Below are 23845 nucleotides of genomic sequence, written 5' to 3'. Positions count from 1 at the left end.
CAATTCTCAAACAATTCTCTAAGTAGATTTTTACTAAAACGCCTGCGTAGAATGGACGTTACTTGTGGAGAGAGGAAAGCGTCCACCTAGCGGAAATTTACGCAGTATTTGCTGGCTAAAGTTAGGCCCACTAAGGTGGGTCTTTTTTGTTGCATGGAGCTATAAGTTTGTTTGATATCTATCAACTGGGCAGGTCAAATAATGTTAAAAATTGAGATACATGTTGATTCTGTTTTTCATTTTCTCACTATGATACAATGAAAAGCACTGATTCATTTTAGTTTCATACAATATAGCCTTAAAATAGTGGCATAATTGACTTATAGAATCCTAAATATAAAGGAGGAACTTCTAGTGACGGTTCCATTTGTTGCAGTAGAAGGTCCGATTGGTGTAGGCAAAACTTCATTGGCAAAAGAGGTAGCGGCGACATTTAATTACCATCTATTAAAAGAAATTGTAGACGAAAATCCGTTTTTAAATAAGTTTTATGAAAATATAGAGGAATGGAGTTTCCAAACGGAAATGTTCTTCCTGTGTAATCGCTATAAACAATTAACAGATATAAAGAAGTTACGTTTAGCACAAAAGACATCAGTTGTATCGGACTATCATATTTTTAAAAATTTAATTTTTGCAAAGCGTACATTGCCACCTGCCGAGTACGAAAAGTATGAAGAAATCTATCAAATTTTAACAAAAGATATGCCTGTGCCTAATGTCGTTGTTTATTTACATGCTAGTGTTGATACGTTAATGAAACGCATTGCTAAACGGGGGCGTGAATTTGAGAAAATGATTTCACGTGAATATATGGAGCAGTTAGTAGCAGACTATCATACTTTTACAGAGCACTTTGAGCAGCTACATCCCGAAATACCTGTAATCCGATTTAATGGAGATCAACTTGATTTTGTAAAAAACCCACAAGATTTACAATATGTATTAAAAACAATCGAAGATACGTTACAACAAAGGAGCTTGCAACAATGAATTTGAGAGAGAAATATGATATTCCACCACAAACTGTTATTACAATTGCCGGAACAGTAGGTGTAGGAAAATCAACGATGACAAAGGCGCTAGCACAAGCGTTAAATTTCCGTACATCATTTGAAAAAGTAGATACCAATCCATACTTAGATAAGTTTTATGATGACTTTGAAAAATGGAGCTTCCATTTACAAGTCTATTTTCTAGCAGAGCGTTTTAAAGAGCAGAAGCGTATTTTCGAATATGGTGGGGGCTTTGTGCAAGATCGTTCTATTTATGAAGATACAGGGATTTTTGCCAAAATGCATTATGATAAAGGAACAATGAGTCCAACTGATTATGAAACGTATCGTAATTTATTTGATGCGATGGTGATGACACCGTATTTCCCGCACCCAGATTTATTAGTTTATTTAGAGGGGCCGATTGATGATGTCATTGGACGTATTCAAGAGCGTGGTCGTGAGATGGAGCAGCAAACACCGAATGATTATTGGATTGAAATGCATGAGCGTTACGAAAATTGGATAAATAATTTTAATTCATGCCCTGTCCTACGTTTAGATATTAATGATTATGATTTATTAAAAAATCCAGACGCAATTGAATCAATTGTCAGTCGCATAAGTCATATGCTAAAGCAAACAAGTCATTTACGTAAATAGAAGAAAAGCTATGCAACAGTAAAGACGTTGAAGAGGGGAATATCAAAGCGTTCTGGCCGAAAGCAAAAGGAACGTAGAAAGCTTCCAGATAGAAATATAAGGACTTTGTATTTTAAAATAAATAACAGAAATAAGACCAAGAGACGTGAGACAATATGATACCTATTGTTTTCACGTCTTTTGTAATAGGAGGAATAAATATGAGAATCGCAGTATATTGTGGATCAGGACTTGGCAATAACCCGATTTATGCTGAAAAGGCAAGTGAATTAGGAACGGTATTAGCACAACATGGACATGGTATTGTTTATGGAGGTTCTAAAATAGGATTGATGGGCAAAGTGGCAGATGCTGCATTAGTAGCAGGTGGAGAAGTGATTGGTGTCATGCCTACTCATTTACAAAAACAAGAAATTGTTCATGCCGCATTGACAGAAATCCATTTTGTAGAATCCATGCATATACGTAAGGCAAAAATGGTTGAATTAGCAGATGCTTTTATTGCGTTACCAGGTGGTGGCGGTACACTGGACGAATATTTTGAAGTATTTACATGGGCGCAAATTAGATTACATGAAAAACCTGTTATTTTATTTAACGTCAATGGTTTTTATGACGCACTGCTACAACATTTTTCTAAAATGCTAGAGGAGGGCTTTATACGCCCAGAACACAAGGCATTAATTCGTGTCGCAACAACGGCAGAAGAAGTTTTAACAATGATAAAATAAGAAAAAAAGCATAATTGAGCATAAGAATAGTAAAAATACAAATTTATAGTATTTTTAAGATGCTATTAGATATATTATAATATATAACAATGCATTTTTTTAAAAGAAGAAAGTAGATTAGAGATAACGCTAGTACAATAGGGTGATAGAGGTGGATGTTGTGCAAAAGAATGATACACAAGTCACAGATGATTTAGTTGTTCAAGCAATTGAGCGTAATATAGCGATTATCCGATTTGATATGAACCGAAAAGTTGCTTATGTAAATGAGCTTTTTGCGAAAACAATGGGCTATACAGTAGAAAAAATGATGGGGAAAGACCATAAGGAATTTTGTTTTCCTAATTACGTGAAGAGTCCTGAATACGAGAGGTTTTGGCGTAATTTAGCAGCAGGTAAGAGCTATCAAGATAAAGTAGAACGAATGGATGCTCGTGGAAATAGTATTTGGCTAGAAGCTACCTATATGCCCGTATTTGATAATCATTCAAGAAGAGTTATTGGTGTATCCAAAATAGCAACAAATATTACGGAACGTCAAAATACCATTGTCAATGTAGCAGATCAGTTAAAACAAATGTCCACTAAGCTTTACAGTCGTTCAGAGGCAGGTATTAAAAATAGTGAAAATTTACTTGCAACAATTCAACAAGTTTCAAAGGAATCTTCGGAAAATGTTAAAAATTTAGATCAATTACAAAATCAAGCAGATTCCATTAAAGGCATTGTCAAAACAATTCAAGGAATTGCCTCCCAAACAAACTTACTAGCTTTAAATGCAGCTATTGAAGCCGCAAGAGCTGGAGAGTATGGCAGAGGTTTTGATGTTGTCGCCAAAGAGGTACGAAAACTTTCCGTAAGAGTAGAGCAATCAATTTCAGAAGTGAAAGAAAATGTGGAAGGGATTGTACGTGAGGTTGGGCAAGTAACAGAAAGCATCACGCGAATTTCTGAGGAAATTGAAAAAACGAATGGGCAAATTACTGTGACGACGAGTGATTTTGCTGAAATCGCTTCTGCAGCAGAGGCTTTAGATGAACGGTCTAAACAATTTATTGAAATAATTTAAAAGGCGCCTAAGGCAAATGGTCACGATATGAACATTGTCTTAGGTGTTTTATTTTGTTTAAAAAACGGGATAACGGCGATTTGTTTTTAACAACATATTTTACTAAATTTTCTGAATTATATTGAAATAGTAGATGTGTTTTATTTACAATAATTGTGTAAGGTATTCATAAATCATAATAGGGGTGTTATGCATGGCAAAGGTGGAAATAAGTTTTAAACATTTACCAACGACAGCAATTTCAGATGCAACTGGGGGACATACAAATTTACGCAGTGACATTAAACCGTTAGCAGACCATTTTAAAATAGCAGGTCGAGCGGTTACTGTACGTTTACCAGATGGCGAAAATGGAGCTGTACTTGAAGCGATTCGAGCAGCTAGCGAGGGTGATATTTTGGTCATTGATGCAAAGGGTAATAGAAATCGTGCGGTAGCAGGAGATTTTGTTATTTCTTTAGCAAAGGGTATGGGTGTACAGGCCTTTGTAGTAGACGGGGTTATTCGTGATATTGCCGCGATTCGGGAACTAGATTTTCCTGTATTTTCACTTGGGACAACCGTAGCAGCAGGCAACAAAAATGGAGGTGGTAAAGTGAATGTGCCAATCGCAATTGGCGGTGTAACAGTGCAACCAGGTGATTATATTATTGGAGATGTAGATGGCGTTATTGTCGTGCCTCAAGAGGATGCAGAGCGTATTGTTGCAGCCGCTGAGGCGAAAGTCGAAAAGGATGAAGTGCGTGCACAAGAAGCCCATGTCAATGGCAAAGCGTCTATTATTGCTTATTTAGATAAAGTACTGACAAAATAAAAAATGCCTCACGATGGCTTAAGCCATCGTGAGGCATTTTTTATGAATTTATGCTAAATTTTCATTTTCTTTAAAGTAGTTTTTCATTTTTTCTTTATCGAAGCGGCCTTCCCATTTCGCCATTACTAATGAAGCTAGTGAGTTACCGATTACGTTAACTACTGTTCGTCCCATATCAAGGATACGGTCGATACCAGCAATAAATGCTAAACCTTCGATTGGAATACCAACAGTACCTAAAGTGGCAAGTAATACTACGAATGATACGCCTGGTACACCGGCAATCCCTTTAGAAGTAACCATTAATACAAGCATTAATGTAATTTGTTCCCCGATGCTTAAGTGAATACCATACATTTGGGCAATGAATAATGCAGCAATTGCTTGATACAATGTTGAACCATCTAAGTTAAAAGAATAACCTGTTGGAATAACAAAAGAAACAATATCTTTTGGTGCACCTAATTTCTCCATTTTCAACATCACTCGTGGTAAGACAGCTTCCGAGCTAGCAGTGGAGAAGGCTAAAATTAACTCATCTTTTAACACTCTGATTAAGTAGAAAATGTTGACACCGGCAAATTTTGCAACGAGGCCAAGAATAACAAAGATGAAGAATAACATTGTGGCATATACAAGTATTGCAAGCTTACCTAAAGGTATGAGGGAAGCAAAACCATATTTGGAAACGGTTACACCAATTAAACCAAATACCCCAATTGGAGCGAATTTCATCACAAGGTTCGTTACCCAGAACATAGCATCTGCTACACCTTGGAAGAAGTCCAATACTGGTTTACCTCGTTCTCCAATTGCAGCTACCCCTAAACCAAAAATAACAGAGAAGAAGATGATGGCAAGCATATTGCCTTCAGCCATTGATTGAATAATATTTGTCGGTACAATACCTACAATAATATCAAATGGACCTTCATGCTGTACTTCTTCAGTTGTTGAAACGTATTTTGAAATATCCCCTTGCGAAAGTTCGTTCATATTGATGCCAGCACCTGGTTGGAACAGGTTTGCTGAAAGTAATCCAACAACAATCGCTACTGTTGTAATGATTTCAAAGTAAATAAGCGATTTTCCGCCTAATCTTCCGAGCTGTTTCATGTCTCCAGTTCCAGCAACACCAACAATTAAAGTCGAAATGATAATAGGTACTACAATCATCTTAATTAGATGTAGGAAGATATCCCCTAATGGTTGTAAATATGTTTCAACTTTGGGGTTACCATAAAAGATACCACCAATAATTATACCTAAAATCAAACCGATTAAAATTTGAGCGGCTAAACTGATTTTAAATTTCTTTTTCAAAATCTTAATTCCTCCCCTATATTAAAATTTTTAGGACACGCCTTACTTTAATAATACGGAGGACTTATGAAATCCGACAAAATCCGAGAAAATTAATTTACTTTTGTTAAAATGTCTGAATATAACACCTGAATAAACTTTTTAATATTGACCTTTGCTTTGCGATTCCCGTGGTCTTCGATTTGCGTCATAAGCTGGCGAATCTCTTTAAAATCAAAGTATCGAGGTGCATAATATTCAAATTCAGAGTTTGTATAATCAACGACACCTAAATTGGCGAGATTAATCATGGCAGCTAAAATCGTTCGACGTACACGCTGTTCAATCGCTTTACTCTCTTTCAATATTTCATCAGGAGTTGACTTTGTGACAGCTGCTATTTCCTCATAGAGCTCTTTTAATGGAGGAAGTGGCGCAATTTTGTGCTGATGAGCTAATAATGTTTCAATAATTGCTATAATATCCTCACTTCCAATTTCACCGACAATCCCCATATCATTTAAGATCGATTGGATGTGGTCTCGCGATGTAGCTTTATTGTTTATTTGCTCACTTAGATCGATGTTCGTTAGCGATTGTCGTATAACTAATAGGGAATTTTTTAGGCGAAATTGTTCCGTTGTTTTGCGTAAAACATTTTCAACCTCAATACGGTTAATGGGTTTATGAATAAAGAAATCTATCCCTTGTTCATAGGCCTCGCCGACCATTTCCTTATTCACAACTTGTGAAATCATAATAAACTGTCCTTCAAATCGATTCTGAAGAAGATGCTCCACTGTTGCTATACCATCTAACTTAGGCATAAGTAAGTCGATTAGTACAAATTCAGGTTGTGTCATTAATATTTGTGGAATGGCATCTACTCCATTGCGTGCTTCGCCGATTACTGTACCTAAACCACTATCTTCAATAATTTGTTTTAGCATCACGCGGCTTGCACGATCATCATCTACAATAAAATACCTCATTTAAGTCTCTCCCGTTAGAATAGTTTGCGTAGGAATTATAATTTTAAACACCGTTTTGTAGTTATTTGATTCAACTGAAATGGAGCCATTTAATTTTGAAATTAATTCAGCGACATGTGATAATCCAATTCCTGTAGCTGCTACACCTTCAACATTGTATTTCGTCGTATAGCCAGGTTCAAAAATAATAGAAAGGTCACTTTCGGAGATGCCTTTTCCATCATCACTTACTGTTATTACAGTATCAACCTCCTGCTGTTGAATATCAATAGATATGATACCTTGCTTTTCTATTGCTTCAATGGCATTAGCAGTTAAATTATTTAATAGTGCCAGCAAGGCAATGTGCTCTTTCGTTAAAAAATCAGTATCTAAACTTATATTAAACTGGATGTCTTTACCGAGTAACTCACTGTATTTGCGATTGCCGTCTTCTATATAATGTAATAATTCTGATAATCGTAATGAGCCAAAGCTCTTGTCCCCAACAATTTTAGATATACCCGCATAAATACGCTGAGAATCTTTTTTGACTTCATGAATTTCCTGGGCAATATGAAGTGCTTGTATACTTTCTGAACGATTGCCCTGTGCTTTTAATTGTCTATACAAATCCAACCCATTAGCAGTAATCGTTTCAATATGATTCATAGATTTTTTTAAATAGAGCGTCTCTACATATAAATCTGAACCAATCGTAAGCATTTCCTGCACGCGTTTTTTTTGCTCGGCAATAACAATAGAGCTATAAATGCCAACAACAAAAAAACTACGTAATAGGGCAACGGCTAATAAGATGAGCAGGTCATGAATAAATAAAATTGTATAAGATTGGACAAGGAAACGTAGCAATTGTTCCGCTAAATTACTAATGACCTCACTGAGGGCTACTAGTAATCCTAACTTTAATGGCTTTTCACGATATTGATGAATATTTAAAAGCTGTAGGCATATTGCAAACAATAAATAAAATGTCCCAGCAGGTAAGTGAGTATAAATACCATCTATTAAAGATGTATTATGCGTATAGTAACTAATAGCGATTCGTAAAGTGGTTGTTACAATGCTGGTTACAATACCGGCTAATATAATAGGTGTCGGTCTAAGTAAGGTGCATAAAAAGAATATAATTGTCCCCAGACCAAAGCGAAAAGAAGTATTGGCGAAAGGGATGATTTTAATTTCACTACCGATAGCCGTTAATAAAGCGATGGATATAATCCATGTGAGGGAACTACGAGAAATAAAGGCTTTGGAATACATATTAAATATCCTCCCTAAAGTATTTAAGAGCAAGATAGCTAATAAAAAAATACCACAACCTAATCGGAAGTGGTATTTAATAAGTATGACATACAATTTTTTAAGCAAAAAAAAACGGCTACATCGTGTAGTCGGATTTTAAAAAACTGGAGGAGGTAGAGGGATTCGAACCCCCGCGCGGTGTTACCCGCCTGTCGGTTTTCAAGACCGATCCCTTCAGCCAGACTTGGGTATACCTCCATACTATATTGCTTCGATGTCTTATCGACAAGAACTAATTTATCATGATTTTATTTTGACGTCAACATCTTTTTGAAAAAATAGTAGGTTTTAAAAAATTAATTTTTATTAATTAAGAATGTACTTAAATAATTTGTGCAATTCGTTGCAATTTATACAAACTGAAAGTATACTAGTTATTGCCGTGCTAGGTGGGAAGGTAGCGGTGTCCTGTAACTCGCAATCCGCTCTAGCGAGACTGAATTCCTTTTTCGAGGCTGTCCGTATTGTTTGGTCTGCCTTTTGCACGTAGTGTTGACGATTGGGTCCTGCGCAATGGATACCCATGAACCATGTCAGGTCCGGAAGGAAGCAGCATTAAGTGGTCTTATTCATGTGCCGCGGGGTTGCCTAATCTGAGCTAACGACAAGAGTAACGCTTATGTGCGGCTGTCGAAGAAAGGTGCACGGCATTAAATTGCCAATTTAAACGCATTCGTCTACTGTAGGCGAGTGCGTTTTTTTATATTATAAAATAGGACACGGTTTTATAAACAAGGCTGCCGATGCTATAATAGTTTTATTAATATTGAAAAAGAAGGGGAGAGGAAATCATTGACGTATCAAGCATTTTATCGTGTGTATAGACCACAATCATTCCGAGAAATGTCAGGTCAAGCGCATGTCAAAAGAACGCTGCAAAATGCTCTCCTAGCGAATAAAACAACTCATGCTTACTTGTTTTCTGGACCTCGGGGTACAGGGAAAACAAGTACAGCTAAAATTTTTGCTAAGGCTTTAAACTGCGAGCATGCTCCAGCAAGTGAACCTTGTAATGAGTGTGCAACTTGTTTAAGCATTACAGATGGTTCTCATCCAGACGTTATTGAATTTGATGCAGCTTCTAATTCACGTGTTGAAGAAATACGGGACATTATTGAAAAGGTACGTTTTGCTCCAGCTAGTAGCAGGTTTAAAGTGTACATCATTGATGAAGTGCATATGCTGTCTACAAGTGCCTTCAATGCGCTTTTAAAAACGCTAGAAGAACCACCACCTCACGCTGTATTTATTTTAGCAACAACAGAACCTCATAAATTACCTGCAACGATTATTTCACGTTGCCAACGTTTTGACTTCAAGCGACTTTCAACTAACGATATTACCGAGCGCATGAAGGTCGTACTAGAAGATATTGAACTCCCGTTTGAAGAACAAGGTCTAAAAGTGATTGCGCAGTCAGCTGCGGGCGGTATGCGTGATGCATTGAGCTTGTTGGACCAAGTTGTATCCTTTAGCGGTGAAATGTTGAAACTAGAGGATGCACTACTAGTCACAGGCTCAATTAGTCAGGATGTTTTCTATGATTTAGCTGAAGCTTTAAAGGTCAAAGATGTGGCACAAATGCTTGCGCTGTTAGAGCAGCTAATCGCAGATGGGAAGGATCCGTTGCGCTTATCGGAGGATTTAATTACATTTTTCCGCGATTTACTGCTTTTACAAACGAGTGAGAATTTAGCTGAACTATTAGAGTTAGTATCACCTGAGGAGCGCGTATTTGCATTGGCACATGACTTTGCACCAGATATGCTTTACGGCTACATCGACATTTTAGCGAAAACACAACAAGAAATGCGTTTCTCGCATCATACGAAAATCTATTTGGAAACAGCATTGCTAAAAATGACACAGTTTTCGGGTGGCGTAGTCAATCAAACTGCCCCATCAAGTGAGGCGGTAATGAGCCCAGAACTAGCGCAAAAAATCATTGCGCTTGAGCAAATGGTGCAACAACTATCTTTACAAATACAAAATGGTGCGCCGTCACAAGCTACTCAGGTTGCCAAAGAACAACGTCCGCGTGCAAAAAGTCCAAATGGTTATAAGGCGCCTACTGGTCGTATTCAAGAAGTGCTAAAGGATGCGACAAAGCAAGATGTGCAACGTGTAAAGGCTGTATGGGCGCAGGCGTTAAATCAATTGCAAAAGTCACAATCAGCTCTTTTAGCAGAAGCTGAACCTGTTGCGGCATCTTCGAGTGCTTTTGTGTTAAAATTCAAGTATGATATTCATTGTCAAATGGTTGCTGATAATCAAATGCTAAAAGCACAATTTACACAACTTATTGCAGGTCAAACAGGCACGATGTATGAAATGCTTTGTACGCCAGAAGAAACATGGTTAAAGTTGCGTGAAGAGTTCATTCGTGATCACGGATTACATCAAAAGAAAGCACCATTAGCTAACGATGATCCGAATGTTGAATTATTGGAACCACCACCGGCAGAAATGCCAGAAGAACCTTTTATCGATGATGCGCAACCGCTGGCATCACAAGATCCATTGGTGACGGAAGCGGAAAAGCTGTTCGGTAAGGATTTTATTGAAATTATTGAAGACTGATTACTTAGGAGGAATAGGTTATGCGTGGAATGGGAAATATGCAAGGCATGATGAAAAAAATGCAAAAAATGCAAAAAGAAATGATGGAAGCTCAAGAAGCTTTAAATGCTGAACAATTTGAAGGTGTTGCTGGCGGCGGTATGGTGAAAGTAACAGTTACAGGTCAACGTGAAGTAGTAGAAGTGAATCTTGATACTTCAGTAGTAGATCCTGACGATATCGAAATGTTACAAGATTTAATTGTTGTTGCAACGAATGAAGCACTTAAAAAAGTAGAAGAAAAAACAAATGCAACAATGGGTAAATTTACGCAAGGCATGAACCTTCCATTCTAGGAGGTAACAATATGTATTACCCAGAACCAATATCAAAATTAATCGATAGTTTTATGAAATTGCCAGGTATCGGGCCAAAAACCGCAGCCCGACTGGCGTTTTTTGTGTTAACAATGAAAGAAGATGACGTTCTTTCTTTTTCCAAAGCTTTAATAGATGCAAAACGTAATTTAAGTTATTGCTCTGTTTGTGGCAATATTACCGATGTAGACCCATGTCATATTTGTACCGATAAACAACGCGATGCCTCAGTAATTTGCGTTGTACAAGATACAAAGGACGTTATTGCAATGGAAAAAATGCGTGATTACCATGGTAAGTACCATGTGTTACAGGGGGCTATTTCACCAATGGATGGTATCGGCCCAGAGGATATTAATGTAGCCTCACTGTTAGTACGCTTACAAGATGAAACGGTGCAGGAGCTTATTTTAGCAACCAATTCTACTATTGAAGGTGAAGCGACGGCTATGTATATCTCTCGTCTTGTTAAACCATCTGGCATCCGCACAACACGCATTGCGCATGGATTACCAGTAGGTGGAGATTTAGAATATGCTGATGAAGTAACGTTATCGAAGGCAATGGAAGGCCGCCGAGAGTTATGAGTGAGGGATTGAAATGTTCTTCCGCAATAAAGGAAAGCTAAAAAGAGAATTTGACGAAAAGCTTGTTAATCTCATTAAACAAACAAAAGAAGATTTACAACAAGCAAAATTGATTGAAGAATTATTAAATGATTATGATTTAGAAGTTATTGCTCAGCGAAAAGCAGCAGAGAGTATTCATTTTTATTTATTTAAAGAAGCTAGAATTCGACGAGTACTAATAAAATAATGATTGTAGAGTTATAGACGTGCTATAGGAATCATAAAATTACATAATTATGATCGAAGGGGGCAAGCATATGCCGTGGACTGTAATTGTGAGTATTTGTGTTCCTGTAGCGCTTCTTTTTCTTTATATAGTAGGAAGACACATTAAATTGGGTAAAGTATTAGAAGGACTATCAGTATTTTGGTTCCGATTTGCATTTGCATTTTTATTATTATTCATTATTCATTTAGGTGTTGGTTATAGCGGTTATAATGTACCAATTAACCTGTTTTCCGTTTTCACAATTGCATTGTTGGGCATTCCAGGTGTACTAGGAATCACTTTTTTAATATTATTTTTATAAAAGGCTTGCAAACTATAAATATTGTGATATAGTAATAAGAGTCGTTAAGATAACAACTGAAACAACTTGTATAAAACAAAAAACAATTTAAAATAAATTGTTGACATCGATTTGAAAAGATGGTATTATATAAGAGTTGCTGAAACAAGCGGCGACAAAATGAACCTTGAAAACTGAACAAGCAAAACGTAATCAATATAGTTTTTACTAGCTAACTTCGTTAGTGAACGAAACAAAATTTTGGACATCAAAATTGATGCCAGCAAAACAATTTGAGCTAATCAAATTTCTTTTATGGAGAGTTTGATCCTGGCTCAGGACGAACGCTGGCGGCGTGCCTAATACATGCAAGTCGAGCGAACAGAGAAGGAGCTTGCTCCTTTGACGTTAGCGGCGGACGGGTGAGTAACACGTGGGCAACCTACCCTATAGTTTGGGATAACTCCGGGAAACCGGGGCTAATACCGAATAATCTCTTGTCCCTCATGGGACAATACTGAAAGACGGTTTCGGCTGTCGCTATAGGATGGGCCCGCGGCGCATTAGCTAGTTGGTGAGGTAACGGCTCACCAAGGCAACGATGCGTAGCCGACCTGAGAGGGTGATCGGCCACACTGGGACTGAGACACGGCCCAGACTCCTACGGGAGGCAGCAGTAGGGAATCTTCCACAATGGGCGAAAGCCTGATGGAGCAACGCCGCGTGAGTGAAGAAGGATTTCGGTTCGTAAAACTCTGTTGTAAGGGAAGAACAAGTACAGTAGTAACTGGCTGTACCTTGACGGTACCTTATTAGAAAGCCACGGCTAACTACGTGCCAGCAGCCGCGGTAATACGTAGGTGGCAAGCGTTGTCCGGAATTATTGGGCGTAAAGCGCGCGCAGGTGGTTTCTTAAGTCTGATGTGAAAGCCCACGGCTCAACCGTGGAGGGTCATTGGAAACTGGGAGACTTGAGTGCAGAAGAGGATAGTGGAATTCCAAGTGTAGCGGTGAAATGCGTAGAGATTTGGAGGAACACCAGTGGCGAAGGCGACTATCTGGTCTGTAACTGACACTGAGGCGCGAAAGCGTGGGGAGCAAACAGGATTAGATACCCTGGTAGTCCACGCCGTAAACGATGAGTGCTAAGTGTTAGGGGGTTTCCGCCCCTTAGTGCTGCAGCTAACGCATTAAGCACTCCGCCTGGGGAGTACGGTCGCAAGACTGAAACTCAAAGGAATTGACGGGGGCCCGCACAAGCGGTGGAGCATGTGGTTTAATTCGAAGCAACGCGAAGAACCTTACCAGGTCTTGACATCCCGTTGACCACTGTAGAGATATGGTTTTCCCTTCGGGGACAACGGTGACAGGTGGTGCATGGTTGTCGTCAGCTCGTGTCGTGAGATGTTGGGTTAAGTCCCGCAACGAGCGCAACCCTTGATCTTAGTTGCCATCATTTAGTTGGGCACTCTAAGGTGACTGCCGGTGACAAACCGGAGGAAGGTGGGGATGACGTCAAATCATCATGCCCCTTATGACCTGGGCTACACACGTGCTACAATGGACGATACAAACGGTTGCCAACTCGCGAGAGGGAGCTAATCCGATAAAGTCGTTCTCAGTTCGGATTGTAGGCTGCAACTCGCCTACATGAAGCCGGAATCGCTAGTAATCGCGGATCAGCATGCCGCGGTGAATACGTTCCCGGGCCTTGTACACACCGCCCGTCACACCACGAGAGTTTGTAACACCCGAAGTCGGTGAGGTAACCTTTTGGAGCCAGCCGCCGAAGGTGGGATAGATGATTGGGGTGAAGTCGTAACAAGGTAGCCGTATCGGAAGGTGCGGCTGGATCACCTCCTTTCTAAGGATATTTTCGGAATACAAACCTTGGGTTTGTAAGATTACGTTTTGCGTTCAGTTTTGAAGGTTCATTCTTCTGAATGAAACACTTCAAAATTTGTTCTTTGAAAACTGGATAAAACGACATTGAAATTGTAACAAACACATTTATTTTTTAAGTTTTTTATAGGCTTAATAACTAGGTTAAGTTATTAAGGGCGCACGGCGAATGCCTTGGCACTAGGAGCCGAAGAAGGACGGCACTAACACCGATATGCTTCGGGGAGCTGTAAGTGAGCTTTGATCCGGAGATTTCCGAATGGGGGAACCCACTACGTTTAATCGCGTAGTATCTTGACGTGAATACATAGCGTCTTGAAGGCAGACCCAGGGAACTGAAACATCTAAGTACCTGGAGGAAGAGAAAGAAAAATCGATTCCCTGAGTAGCGGCGAGCGAAACGGGAAGAGCCCAAACCAAGAGGCTTGCCTCTTGGGGTTGTAGGACACTCTATACGGAGTTACAAAGGAATGAGTTAGATGAAGCGACTTGGAAAGGTCCGCCAGAGCAGGTAAAAGCCCTGTAGTCGAAAGTTCGTTCCCTCCAGAGTGGATCCTGAGTACGGCGGAACACGTGAAATTCCGTCGGAATCCGGGAGGACCATCTCCCAAGGCTAAATACTACCTAGTGACCGATAGTGAACCAGTACCGTGAGGGAAAGGTGAAAAGCACCCCGGAAGGGGAGTGAAAGAGATCCTGAAACCGTGTGCCTACAAGTAGTTAGAGCCCGTTAATGGGTGATAGCGTGCCTTTTGTAGAATGAACCGGCGAGTTACGATTACGTGCGAGGTTAAGCTTTAGAAGGCGGAGCCGCAGCGAAAGCGAGTCTGAATAGGGCGAATTAGTACGTGGTCGTAGACCCGAAACCAGGTGATCTACCCATGTCCAGGGTGAAGGTGAGGTAACACTTACTGGAGGCCCGAACCCACGCACGTTGAAAAGTGCGGGGATGAGGTGTGGGTAGCGGAGAAATTCCAATCGAACTTGGAGATAGCTGGTTCTCTCCGAAATAGCTTTAGGGCTAGCCTCGTGATGAGAATACTGGAGGTAGAGCACTGTTTGGACTAGGGGGCCATCCCGGTTTACCGAATTCAGACAAACTCCGAATGCCAGATATTTATACACGGGAGTCAGACTGCGAGTGATAAGATCCGTAGTCAAAAGGGAAACAGCCCAGACCACCAGCTAAGGTCCCAAAGTAATCGTTAAGTGGAAAAGGATGTGGCGTTGCACAGACAACCAGGATGTTGGCTTAGAAGCAGCCATCATTTAAAGAGTGCGTAATAGCTCACTGGTCGAGTGACGCTGCGCCGAAAATGTATCGGGGCTAAACGATTCACCGAAGCTGTGGATTGACATCTACGATGTCAGTGGTAGGAGAGCGTTCTAAGTGCGTTGAAGTCAGACCGGAAGGACTGGTGGAGCGCTTAGAAGTGAGAATGCCGGTATGAGTAGCGAAAGACGGGTGAGAATCCCGTCCACCGTATGACTAAGGTTTCCTGAGGAAGGCTCGTCCGCTCAGGGTTAGTCGGGACCTAAGCCGAGGCCGATAGGCGTAGGCGATGGACAACAGGTTGATATTCCTGTACCACCTCCTCACCGTTTGAGAAATGGGGGGACGCAGTAGGATAGGGTAAGCGCGCCGTTGGTTGTGCGCGTCCAAGCAGTAAGGCGTGTGTGTAGGCAAATCCGCACACTGTAACGTTGAGCTGTGATGGCGAGTCCGTATGGACGAAGTTCCTGATTTCACACTGCCAAGAAAAGCCTCTATCGAGGTGAGAGGTGCCCGTACCGCAAACCGACACAGGTAGTCGAGGAGAGAATCCTAAGGTGTGCGAGAGAACTCTCGTTAAGGAACTCGGCAAAATGACCCCGTAACTTCGGGAGAAGGGGTGCTCTTGAGCGTGCAAGCGCATGAGAGCCGCAGTGAATAGGCCCAGGCGACTGTTTAGCAAAAACACAGGTCTCTGCAAAACCGTAAGGTGACGTATAGGGGCTGACGCCTGCCCGGTGCTGGAAGGTTAAGAGGAGTGGTTAGCGCAAGCGAAGCTGCGAATTGAAGCCCCAGTAAACGGCGGCCGTAACTATAACGGTCCTAAGGTAGCGAAATTCCTTGTCGGGTAAGTTCCGACCCGCACGAAAGGCGTAACGATCTGGGCACTGTCTCAACGAGAGACTCGGTGAAATTATAGTACCTGTGAAGATGCAGGTTACCCGCGACAGGACGGAAAGACCCCGTGGAGCTTTACTGTAGCCTGATATTGAATTTTGGTACAACTTGTACAGGATAGGTAGGAGCCAGAGATCTCGGAGCGCCAGCTTCGAAGGAGGCGTCGGTGGGATACTACCCTGGTTGTATTGAAATTCTAACCCATGCCCCTTAGCGGGGCAGGAGACAGTGTCAGGCGGACAGTTTGACTGGGGCGGTCGCCTCCTAAAAGGTAACGGAGGCGCCCAAAGGTTCCCTCAGAATGGTTGGAAATCATTCGTAGAGTGTAAAGGCACAAGGGAGCTTGACTGCGAGACCTACAAGTCGAGCAGGGTCGAAAGACGGGCTTAGTGATCCGGTGGTTCCGCATGGAAGGGCCATCGCTCAACGGATAAAAGCTACCCCGGGGATAACAGGCTTATCTCCCCCAAGAGTCCACATCGACGGGGAGGTTTGGCACCTCGATGTCGGCTCATCGCATCCTGGGGCTGTAGTCGGTCCCAAGGGTTGGGCTGTTCGCCCATTAAAGCGGTACGCGAGCTGGGTTCAGAACGTCGTGAGACAGTTCGGTCCCTATCCGTCGTGGGCGTAGGAAATTTGAGAGGAGCTGTCCTTAGTACGAGAGGACCGGGATGGACACACCGCTGGTGTACCAGTTGTCTTGCCAAAGGCATCGCTGGGTAGCTATGTGTGGACGGGATAAGTGCTGAAAGCATCTAAGCATGAAGCCCCCCTCAAGATGAGATTTCCCATTACGCAAGTAAGTAAGATCCCTCAAAGACGATGAGGTAGATAGGTTCGAGGTGGAAGTGTGGTGACACATGGAGCTGACGAATACTAATCGATCGAGGACTTAACCAAAAGTTTGAAACATTCAATGAACCGTTTATCCAGTTTTGAAAGAACAATCTTTCAATTAAATACTGTCTAGTGATGATGGCAAAGAGGTCACACCCGTTCCCATACCGAACACGGAAGTTAAGCTCTTTAGCGCCGATGGTAGTTGGGGGCTTCCCCCTGTGAGAGTAGGACGTCGCTAGGCACACAAAGCAGTCAGCATATTGCTGGCTGTTTTTTGTCTATTTTTAGCTTTCGAAAACGATTTCAATAAAATTGTAAGCGTTCTTATGAGTCCATTAGTGCTATTATTTTTTCAAATTGTGTGAAAAAATAAGTGAAAATAATTATGCTAACTATTAATTCTATCAATAATGTTTGGATGTTTAATTTTTTCTTGGTAGCTGATTGTTTAACAGAAAAATATTTTAAAAAGAGATATTTCAGCATTAAATATAGAAAAATGGTTTTAAAAATGAATAATTAGGTATAAGTTTGGACAAACTAAAAAATCTGAATTGTCTTTCTTTTATAAGTTTCTTGACAGTAGCATGACACGTTGTTAATCTTACAATTAATATTCTTTTAACTATAGGAGGAAGTTACGAAAATGTGGGAATCTAAATTTGCCAAAGAAGGTTTAACTTTTGATGATGTATTATTAGTACCAGCTCATTCAGAAGTACTACCGAAAGATGTTGATTTATCAGTTCAACTTACACCAAAGATTAAATTAAATATTCCAATGGTCAGTGCAGGTATGGATACAGTTACAGAATCTAAGATGGCTATTGCTATGGCACGTCAAGGTGGTATCGGTATTATCCATAAAAATATGGGCATAGATGAGCAAGCGGAACAAGTTGAAAAAGTAAAACGTTCTGAAAATGGTGTTATTACAAACCCATTCTTCTTAACTCCGACTCACCAAGTTTTTGATGCTGAACATTTAATGGGTAAATACCGAATTTCAGGTGTACCAATTGTGGATAGTATGGAAAACCAAAAGCTAGTAGGAATTATTACAAATCGTGATTTACGTTTTATTTCTGACTACTCTTTAAAAATTGAAGATGTAATGACAAAAGAAGATTTGATTACGGCTCCTGTTGGAACGACTTTAGAGGATGCGGAAAAGATTCTTCAACAATATAAAATCGAAAAACTTCCTATTGTAGATGAAGAAGGTAAGTTAACTGGTTTAATTACAATTAAGGATATCGAAAAAGTAATTGAGTTCCCGAATGCTGCAAAAGATGTACATGGTCGTTTATTAGTAGGAGCAGCTGTAGGTGTATCTAAAGATACAATGATTCGCATTGAGAAGCTTGTCGAAGCACAGGTGGATATCGTAGTAATCGATACAGCTCACGGTCACTCAGAGGGTGTACTACAAACAATTCGCTCTATCCGCGAAGCATACCCAGAATTAGAAATTATTGCTGGTAACGTGGCAACTGGAGAGGGAGCGCGTGCATTATTTGAAGCTGGTGCAGATGTAGTGAAGGTTGGTATTGGACCAGGATCAATTTGTACAACACGAGTTGTTGCAGGTGTAGGTGTACCTCAAATTACAGCCATTTATGATTGTGCTACAGTAGCGCGTGAATTAGGTAAAACAATTATTGCAGATGGTGGTATTAAATACTCTGGAGACATCGTAAAAGCTCTTGCAGCAGGCGGTAATATCGTAATGCTTGGCTCACTTCTTGCAGGTACTTCTGAATCTCCAGGAGATACTGAAATTTTCCAAGGTCGTCGCTTCAAAGTTTACCGTGGTATGGGATCTATTGGCGCAATGGAAAAAGGTTCAAAAGATCGCTATTTCCAAGAAGATGCAAAAAAACTAGTACCAGAGGGAATTGAAGGTCGACTTCCTTATAAAGGTCCTCTAGCAGATACAGTTTATCAATTGATTGGTGGTATTCGAGCAGGTATGGGTTATTGTGGTGCGCCTAACCTTGAATATTTACGTGACAACGCTCAGTTTGTCCGCATGACAGGTGCAGGTCTTCGTGAATCACACCCGCATGATGTTCAAATTACAAAAGAATCACCGAACTATTCAATGTAATATATTTCAAGCAACTTTTATGCTCTCGTATCGTCTACAAAGATGATACGAGGGCATTTTTTATGAGATAGATTGCGCACCTACTAGGATATCTATGTTAAAATGTCGAGGACAAGATTATTTTTTGGAGGGCAATAAAGGTGAAAAAAACAACGAACACCGTATTACGTTTGCTCCTAATTCCTGTTCTATTATTTAGTATATTTGCAGGTGTTCCTGCAAAAGCAAATGCAGAAACAGATTTAGGGCTGACGGTTGATGCTGCGATTTTAATAGACGCAGATTCAGGAAAAATTTTATATGAACAAAATGCAGATACTTCACTAGGTATCGCTAGTATGACGAAGATGATGACGGAGTACCTACTACTGGACGCAATTGATGCAGGTACGGTGAAATGGGATCAGGAATATCATGTGACGGATTATACGTATCGTATGTCTCAAAACCGTGCATTAAGTAATGTACCGTTACGAAGAGACGGATCATATACAATTCGTGAACTATATGAAGCAATGGCTATCTACTCTGCTAATGCAGCTACAGTGGCAATTGCAGAAACAATTGCTGGTACTGAAACTGAGTTTTTAAAACTAATGAACAAAAAGGCAGAAGAGCTTGGCCTTGAAGGCTATAAGTTTGTAAATGCTTCAGGTCTTAACAATGCTGATTTATTTGGTATGCACCCATCAGGTACTGGTCCAGAAGATGAGAATGTAATGCCTGCTAAATCTGTAGCAAAATTAGCCTATCATTTATTAAAAGATCATCCAAAGGTTTTAGAGACATCTAAAATAACAAAAAAGATATTCCGTGAAGGAACAGATGACGCGATTGAAATGTCAAACTGGAACTTTATGTTACCAGGTCTAGTATTCCAATATGAAGGCGTAGATGGCCTAAAAACAGGTACTACTAACTTTGCAGGGCATTGCTTCACTGGTACTGCAGAACGCAATGGGACACGCTTAATCGCAGTCGTAATGAAAGCTGTCGATGCAAAAGGAGAAGGCTCTTATAAAGCACGTTTTGATGCTACGGCTAAGTTATTTAATTATGGCTTCACACAATTTACAAAACATGAAATTATTCCAGCAAACTATAAGTTTAAAGACCAAAAGACTGTGAAAGTAACTAAAGGGCAAGAAGACAAAGTAGCCATTGCTGTGAAAGAACCAATTTCATTTATGGTGAAATCTTCTGAAAAGGATTTATATCAACCTAAATTAGTTTTAGATAAAAAAAGCCTTGAAGCTAAAGTTAAGAAAGATACAGTAGTAGGGAAGGTCGTTATAGAGCGCACAGAAGGCAAAGATTACGGCTTTATTGATGGTAAGGAGTTTACATCTGATGTCGTGACAACAGCGTCTGTAGAACGTGCTAGCGGTATTTCTCTATTCTTCCAAGGTATCGGTAACTTCTTCGGAAACTTATGGGGCGGCATTACTGATTTTGTTGGTGGATTATTTTAAAAACTAACTAGTAAGAACACGTTTATGTTTGAAAAAACATAGCGTGTTCTTTTTTTCACGTTTTACAGTCAATGTGCATACGCTAATAGGCGAAAGGATGTGGCTAAATGTGTGGAATTACCGGGTGGGCTAGTTTTAAAAATGATTTACGAACAAGCGAGAGCATTGTGAAGTTAATGGCGCAAACATTAAGTAAACGGGGACCAGATGATGAAAATATTTGGTGTAATGAACATATCGCATTTGGCCACCGTCGGTTAGCGGTCATTGACTTAATAGGTGGCAAGCAACCAATGGTGAAAAAACATGATGGCGTAACATATGTCATTACATATAATGGCGAACTGTATAATACCAAAGAATTGCGAAAAGAACTGCAAACAAGAGGACACGACTTTACAACCCAGTCAGATACAGAAGTATTATTAACTGCGTATATTGAGTGGAAAGAACAGTGTGTGAACTATCTAAATGGCATTTTTGCATTTGGTGTGTGGGATGAACAAACGGCATCGCTCTTTCTGTGTCGAGATCGTCTAGGTGTAAAGCCTCTGTATTACACTGAGCAACAAGAAGGATTACTATTTGCTTCGGAGGTCAAGGCATTATTTGCACATCCAGCAGTCCAACCAATTGTTAATAGGGAAGGGCTTGCGACAATCATGGCTGTAGGACCATCTAAACCGCCCGGAAAGTCGCTGTTCCATAATATTCATGAGCTACGACCAGGATACGCAATGCGGTATTCAAAAGAAGGATTACGTATATGGCAATACTGGCAACTTAAAAGTAAAAAACATGAAGAATCATTAGAAGAAACGATTGACCATGTACGGTATTTACTAACCGATGCTATTGAGCGTCAGCTAGTATCAGATGTACCAATTTGTACATTCCTTTCTGGAGGGCTTGATTCCAGTATTATTACTGGAATTGCGGCAAACAGCTTTCAACAACAAAAGAAAGGTAAACTCCACACATACTCTATCGACTATGAGGACAATGAACGTTTCTTTAATCCGCATGCTTTTCAAAATTCAACGGATACCTATTGGATACAAAAAATGAAAGACTCGTTTGATACAACACATCATGCGGAGCAAATTAGCCAACAACAGTTAATTGACTTGTTGAAAGAAGCTGTCTTTGTAAGAGATGCACCTGGTATGGCTGATGTTGACTCATCCTTACTATGGTTTTGCCGAGAAATAAAAAAAGATTTTACGGTTGCTTTATCAGGGGAATGTGCCGATGAAATATTCGGTGGTTATCCATGGTTCAAAGAAAGAGCGACTGGTTTCCCTTGGATTCGTTCATTACCCGAAAGAACAGCTATGTTACGCGAGGAATGGCGTACAAAGTTAGCTGTTGAAAATTACGCGCAGCATGTTTATGAACAAACGATTGGTGAAGTACCTTATTTAGAAGGGGAAAGTACAGACGCAGCTCAACATCGTGAAATGTTTTATTTAAACACGGTATGGTTTATGCAAACATTGCTAGAACGAAAAGATCGGATGAGTATGGGCGCGAGTCTTGAGGTGCGCGTGCCATTTGCAGATCATCGGCTTGTGGAATACGCATGGAATATTCCTTGGGAAATGAAAAATTTAGACGGTATGGAAAAAGGTTTGCTTCGCAAGGCGATGTCACATTTATTACCAGAGGAAGTACTATATCGAAAAAAAAATCCTTATCCAAAAACCTATCATCCAGTTTATACAGCAGGTGTTCAACGATGGTTAACAGAAATTATGAACGATAAACATTCAGTTCTTCATGAATTTTTTGAACGACAAAAACTAGTGGAGCTAATTGACTCTGGAGGAAGTTCATTTAAAGAACCTTGGTATGGACAATTAATGGCAGGACCACAACTGTTAGCCTATTTGGGGCAAATTGATACATGGTTTAAGCATTATAACATTCAACTAAAAGAAAATTAAAAAAAGCACAACCATCTTGTCACTTGAATCGTGACGGAGATGGTTGTTTCGTTTGTATTGCCCAACAATTCATTAACTTCTCAATGGAAGATTCAATCTCGTGTACAGGAATGCCGCCAAAGCCGAGTAAAAATTGAGCTTGTGTGGCCGTATTTTCATCAAGACGATAAGCGGATAATGGATAGATACCGATACCTGCATCATTGGCACTGTGCTGTAATTGTTGCTCGGATAGTTCATGTTGAACATTGAGCAAGATATGCATACCTGCCTGCTCCCCAGTGATTTTTATTTGATTAGAATAATTTTCTAATATCGTCGTGAGCTTCTCATGCTTTTTTCGATATACTTTTCGCATACGATTTAAATGTTTTGAAAAATGTCCATCTCGCATAAAATTGGCTACAATGTGCTGATCGAACCTTGGTACTGTAGATGAATAATAATTAAATACATCATTATAAGTAGCAAGTAGCTTAGGTGGTAGTACAAAATAGGCGACTCGCAAGGAAGGCATTAATGATTTGGTAAATGTACTCATATAGATGACTTTATCATTGCGATCTAAAGCTTGTAGCGCGGGAATTGGTTTTCCAGTATAACGAAATTCCGAATCATAATCATCTTCAATGATATATCGTGATGGACTTTGAGCTGCCCAATTTAAAGCTTGTGCGCGCCTTGTGGCAGACAATACAGCGCCAGTAGGGAATTGATGCGACGGCGTGATATAAACGACATTAGCAGTTGTTTTTTCTAGTTGATGAATAAGGATACCTTCATCATCTACTGCAATTGGACAAACCTGTCGTTTGTGTTGTAAAAACATCCGATGCACGGTCGGATAACCAGGGTTTTCGAGTGCAAAGCAAGTGTCTTCGCTGAAAAGACGCAAAATCATCGGGAGCAGTTGTTCTGTACCTGAACCAATGACAATTTGCTCTGGGCTGCAAATAACGCCGCGCGATTGATATAAGTAATTTGCAATCTCTGTACGTAACGCTAATTCTCCTTGAGGTTCTCCAGTCAATAATAATTCTTTGGAGGTATCATCAAAAAGTTCTTTTGCATATTTTCGCCATGTTTGAAATGGGAAGGCATCAATATCTATGGAACCAGGGTTAAAATCAATGGCATATGTTTTTTTCCGAGGTTGCTCTTTTAGCAGCATAGATGTGTCTTGCTGTATATAGGGGAGCTCATCAATATCCTCTACAAAATAACCGACCCGAGATTTTGATATTATATAACCCTCTGCAAGTAATTGGGCATAGGCAATTTCGATTGTTGTTTGAGAAATATTTAAAAAATCTGCCAATTTTCGCTTCGAAGGTAATTTTTCTCCGACCGTAATTTTCTTTGTAATAATCGCTTCTTTAATACCGCTATAAAGCTGATCATATAGCGGTTTTCCACCGTTTTTTTCAAGCTGAAATAAAAGCATATCCATGTTCGATTTT

At 40.1% G+C, this 23845-nt stretch carries 17 protein-coding genes, 1 tRNA gene, 3 rRNA genes, 1 other RNA gene and 1 pseudogene; 18 read left to right on the top strand and 5 right to left on the bottom strand.

The window, feature by feature from the left end; all coding sequences use genetic code 11:
• The first annotated feature begins 354 nt into the window (after window positions 1-354).
• From LS41612_RS00170 to LS41612_RS00150, 6 genes and pseudogenes are all read left to right on the top strand, one after another.
• On the top strand, window positions 355-993 hold the full coding sequence (locus tag LS41612_RS00170; RefSeq protein WP_024362946.1) for a deoxynucleoside kinase: 639 nt from the start codon (window positions 355-357) through the stop codon (window positions 991-993).
• Window positions 990-1658, top strand: a complete 669-nt coding sequence (locus LS41612_RS00165) for a deoxynucleoside kinase (RefSeq protein ID WP_024362947.1) — start codon at window positions 990-992, stop codon at window positions 1656-1658. Before LS41612_RS00170 ends, LS41612_RS00165 begins: the two co-directional genes overlap by 4 nt.
• 200 nt (window positions 1659-1858) lie before the next feature.
• Window positions 1859-2389, top strand: coding sequence for an LOG family protein (locus tag LS41612_RS00160; protein WP_029747256.1), 531 nt, complete (start codon window positions 1859-1861; stop codon window positions 2387-2389).
• A 142-nt stretch (window positions 2390-2531) separates the two neighbouring features.
• A pseudogene (locus LS41612_RS23835) lies at window positions 2532-2924 on the top strand (PAS domain-containing protein); the annotation flags it as partial.
• Between the two features lie 42 nt (window positions 2925-2966).
• On the top strand, window positions 2967-3458 hold the full coding sequence (locus tag LS41612_RS23830) for a methyl-accepting chemotaxis protein (protein WP_370510650.1): 492 nt from the start codon (window positions 2967-2969) through the stop codon (window positions 3456-3458).
• A gap of 193 nt (window positions 3459-3651) precedes the next feature.
• Window positions 3652-4272 (top strand): RraA family protein, encoded by a 621-nt coding sequence (locus LS41612_RS00150; protein WP_024362949.1) that lies wholly within the window; start codon window positions 3652-3654, stop codon window positions 4270-4272.
• A gap of 48 nt (window positions 4273-4320) precedes the next feature.
• Here the strand turns inward: LS41612_RS00150 and LS41612_RS00145 are convergent, their stop codons facing one another.
• The 4 genes from LS41612_RS00145 to LS41612_RS00130 form a co-directional block, all read right to left on the bottom strand.
• Window positions 4321-5595, bottom strand: coding sequence for a cation:dicarboxylate symporter family transporter (locus LS41612_RS00145; RefSeq protein WP_024362950.1), 1275 nt, complete (start codon window positions 5593-5595; stop codon window positions 4321-4323).
• 92 nt (window positions 5596-5687) lie between these two features.
• Window positions 5688-6566 (bottom strand): response regulator, encoded by an 879-nt coding sequence (locus LS41612_RS00140; protein ID WP_024362951.1) that lies wholly within the window; start codon window positions 6564-6566, stop codon window positions 5688-5690.
• Window positions 6567-7829 carry an ATP-binding protein gene (locus LS41612_RS00135; RefSeq protein WP_024362952.1) on the bottom strand — a complete coding sequence of 421 codons (1263 nt, stop codon included), beginning with the start codon at window positions 7827-7829 and terminating at the stop codon, window positions 6567-6569.
• Between the two features lie 147 nt (window positions 7830-7976).
• Window positions 7977-8069 (bottom strand) — tRNA-Ser (locus LS41612_RS00130).
• Window positions 8070-8251: 182 nt separating this feature from the next.
• Between LS41612_RS00130 and ffs the strand changes: the two genes are divergently transcribed.
• The 12 genes from ffs (at window position 8252) to asnB (ending at window position 22385) form a co-directional block, all read left to right on the top strand.
• An RNA gene (gene ffs / locus LS41612_RS00125) (signal recognition particle sRNA large type) lies at window positions 8252-8519 on the top strand.
• 144 nt (window positions 8520-8663) lie between these two features.
• Window positions 8664-10451 (top strand): DNA polymerase III subunit gamma/tau, encoded by a 1788-nt coding sequence (gene dnaX, locus LS41612_RS00120; RefSeq protein WP_024362953.1) that lies wholly within the window; start codon window positions 8664-8666, stop codon window positions 10449-10451.
• Between the two features lie 20 nt (window positions 10452-10471).
• Window positions 10472-10786 (top strand): YbaB/EbfC family nucleoid-associated protein, encoded by a 315-nt coding sequence (locus LS41612_RS00115; protein ID WP_024362954.1) that lies wholly within the window; start codon window positions 10472-10474, stop codon window positions 10784-10786.
• Between the two features lie 11 nt (window positions 10787-10797).
• Window positions 10798-11394 (top strand): recombination mediator RecR, encoded by a 597-nt coding sequence (gene recR, locus LS41612_RS00110; RefSeq protein WP_024362955.1) that lies wholly within the window; start codon window positions 10798-10800, stop codon window positions 11392-11394.
• Window positions 11395-11407: 13 nt separating this feature from the next.
• Complete coding sequence (locus LS41612_RS00105; protein WP_024362956.1) at window positions 11408-11623, top strand: YaaL family protein; 216 nt, start codon at window positions 11408-11410, stop codon at window positions 11621-11623.
• 70 nt (window positions 11624-11693) lie between these two features.
• A complete protein-coding gene (locus LS41612_RS00100) occupies window positions 11694-11966 on the top strand; it encodes a pro-sigmaK processing inhibitor BofA family protein (RefSeq protein WP_024362957.1) in 273 nt (90 codons plus the stop codon).
• Window positions 11967-12257: 291 nt separating this feature from the next.
• Window positions 12258-13809: ribosomal RNA gene (locus tag LS41612_RS00095) — 16S ribosomal RNA — on the top strand.
• A gap of 180 nt (window positions 13810-13989) precedes the next feature.
• Window positions 13990-16917, top strand: a 23S ribosomal RNA gene (locus tag LS41612_RS00090).
• 65 nt (window positions 16918-16982) lie between these two features.
• Window positions 16983-17098 (top strand): 5S ribosomal RNA (gene rrf / locus LS41612_RS00085).
• The 16S, 23S and 5S rRNA genes sit together here, the layout of an rRNA operon.
• A 405-nt stretch (window positions 17099-17503) precedes the next feature.
• Window positions 17504-18967: an IMP dehydrogenase gene (gene guaB / locus LS41612_RS00080; protein WP_024362932.1), complete on the top strand. Its 1464-nt coding sequence runs from the start codon at window positions 17504-17506 to the stop codon at window positions 18965-18967.
• A gap of 140 nt (window positions 18968-19107) precedes the next feature.
• Complete coding sequence (locus tag LS41612_RS00075) at window positions 19108-20439, top strand: D-alanyl-D-alanine carboxypeptidase family protein (protein ID WP_024362933.1); 1332 nt, start codon at window positions 19108-19110, stop codon at window positions 20437-20439.
• 107 nt (window positions 20440-20546) lie between these two features.
• Window positions 20547-22385: an asparagine synthase (glutamine-hydrolyzing) gene (gene asnB, locus LS41612_RS00070; protein WP_024362934.1), complete on the top strand. Its 1839-nt coding sequence runs from the start codon at window positions 20547-20549 to the stop codon at window positions 22383-22385.
• A 19-nt stretch (window positions 22386-22404) separates the two neighbouring features.
• Here asnB and pdxR read toward each other — a convergent pair whose 3' ends face one another.
• A complete protein-coding gene (gene pdxR, locus LS41612_RS00065) occupies window positions 22405-23835 on the bottom strand; it encodes a MocR-like pyridoxine biosynthesis transcription factor PdxR (RefSeq protein ID WP_024362935.1) in 1431 nt (476 codons plus the stop codon).
• Window positions 23836-23845 lie beyond the last annotated feature (10 nt).

Origin of the sequence: Lysinibacillus sphaericus (assembly GCF_002982115.1) — a bacterium.
Classification (GTDB): Bacteria; Bacillota; Bacilli; order Bacillales_A; family Planococcaceae; genus Lysinibacillus; species Lysinibacillus sphaericus.
The sequence above is the reverse complement of the archived record's forward strand: the minus strand, read 5'-3'. Positions and strand labels throughout refer to the sequence as shown.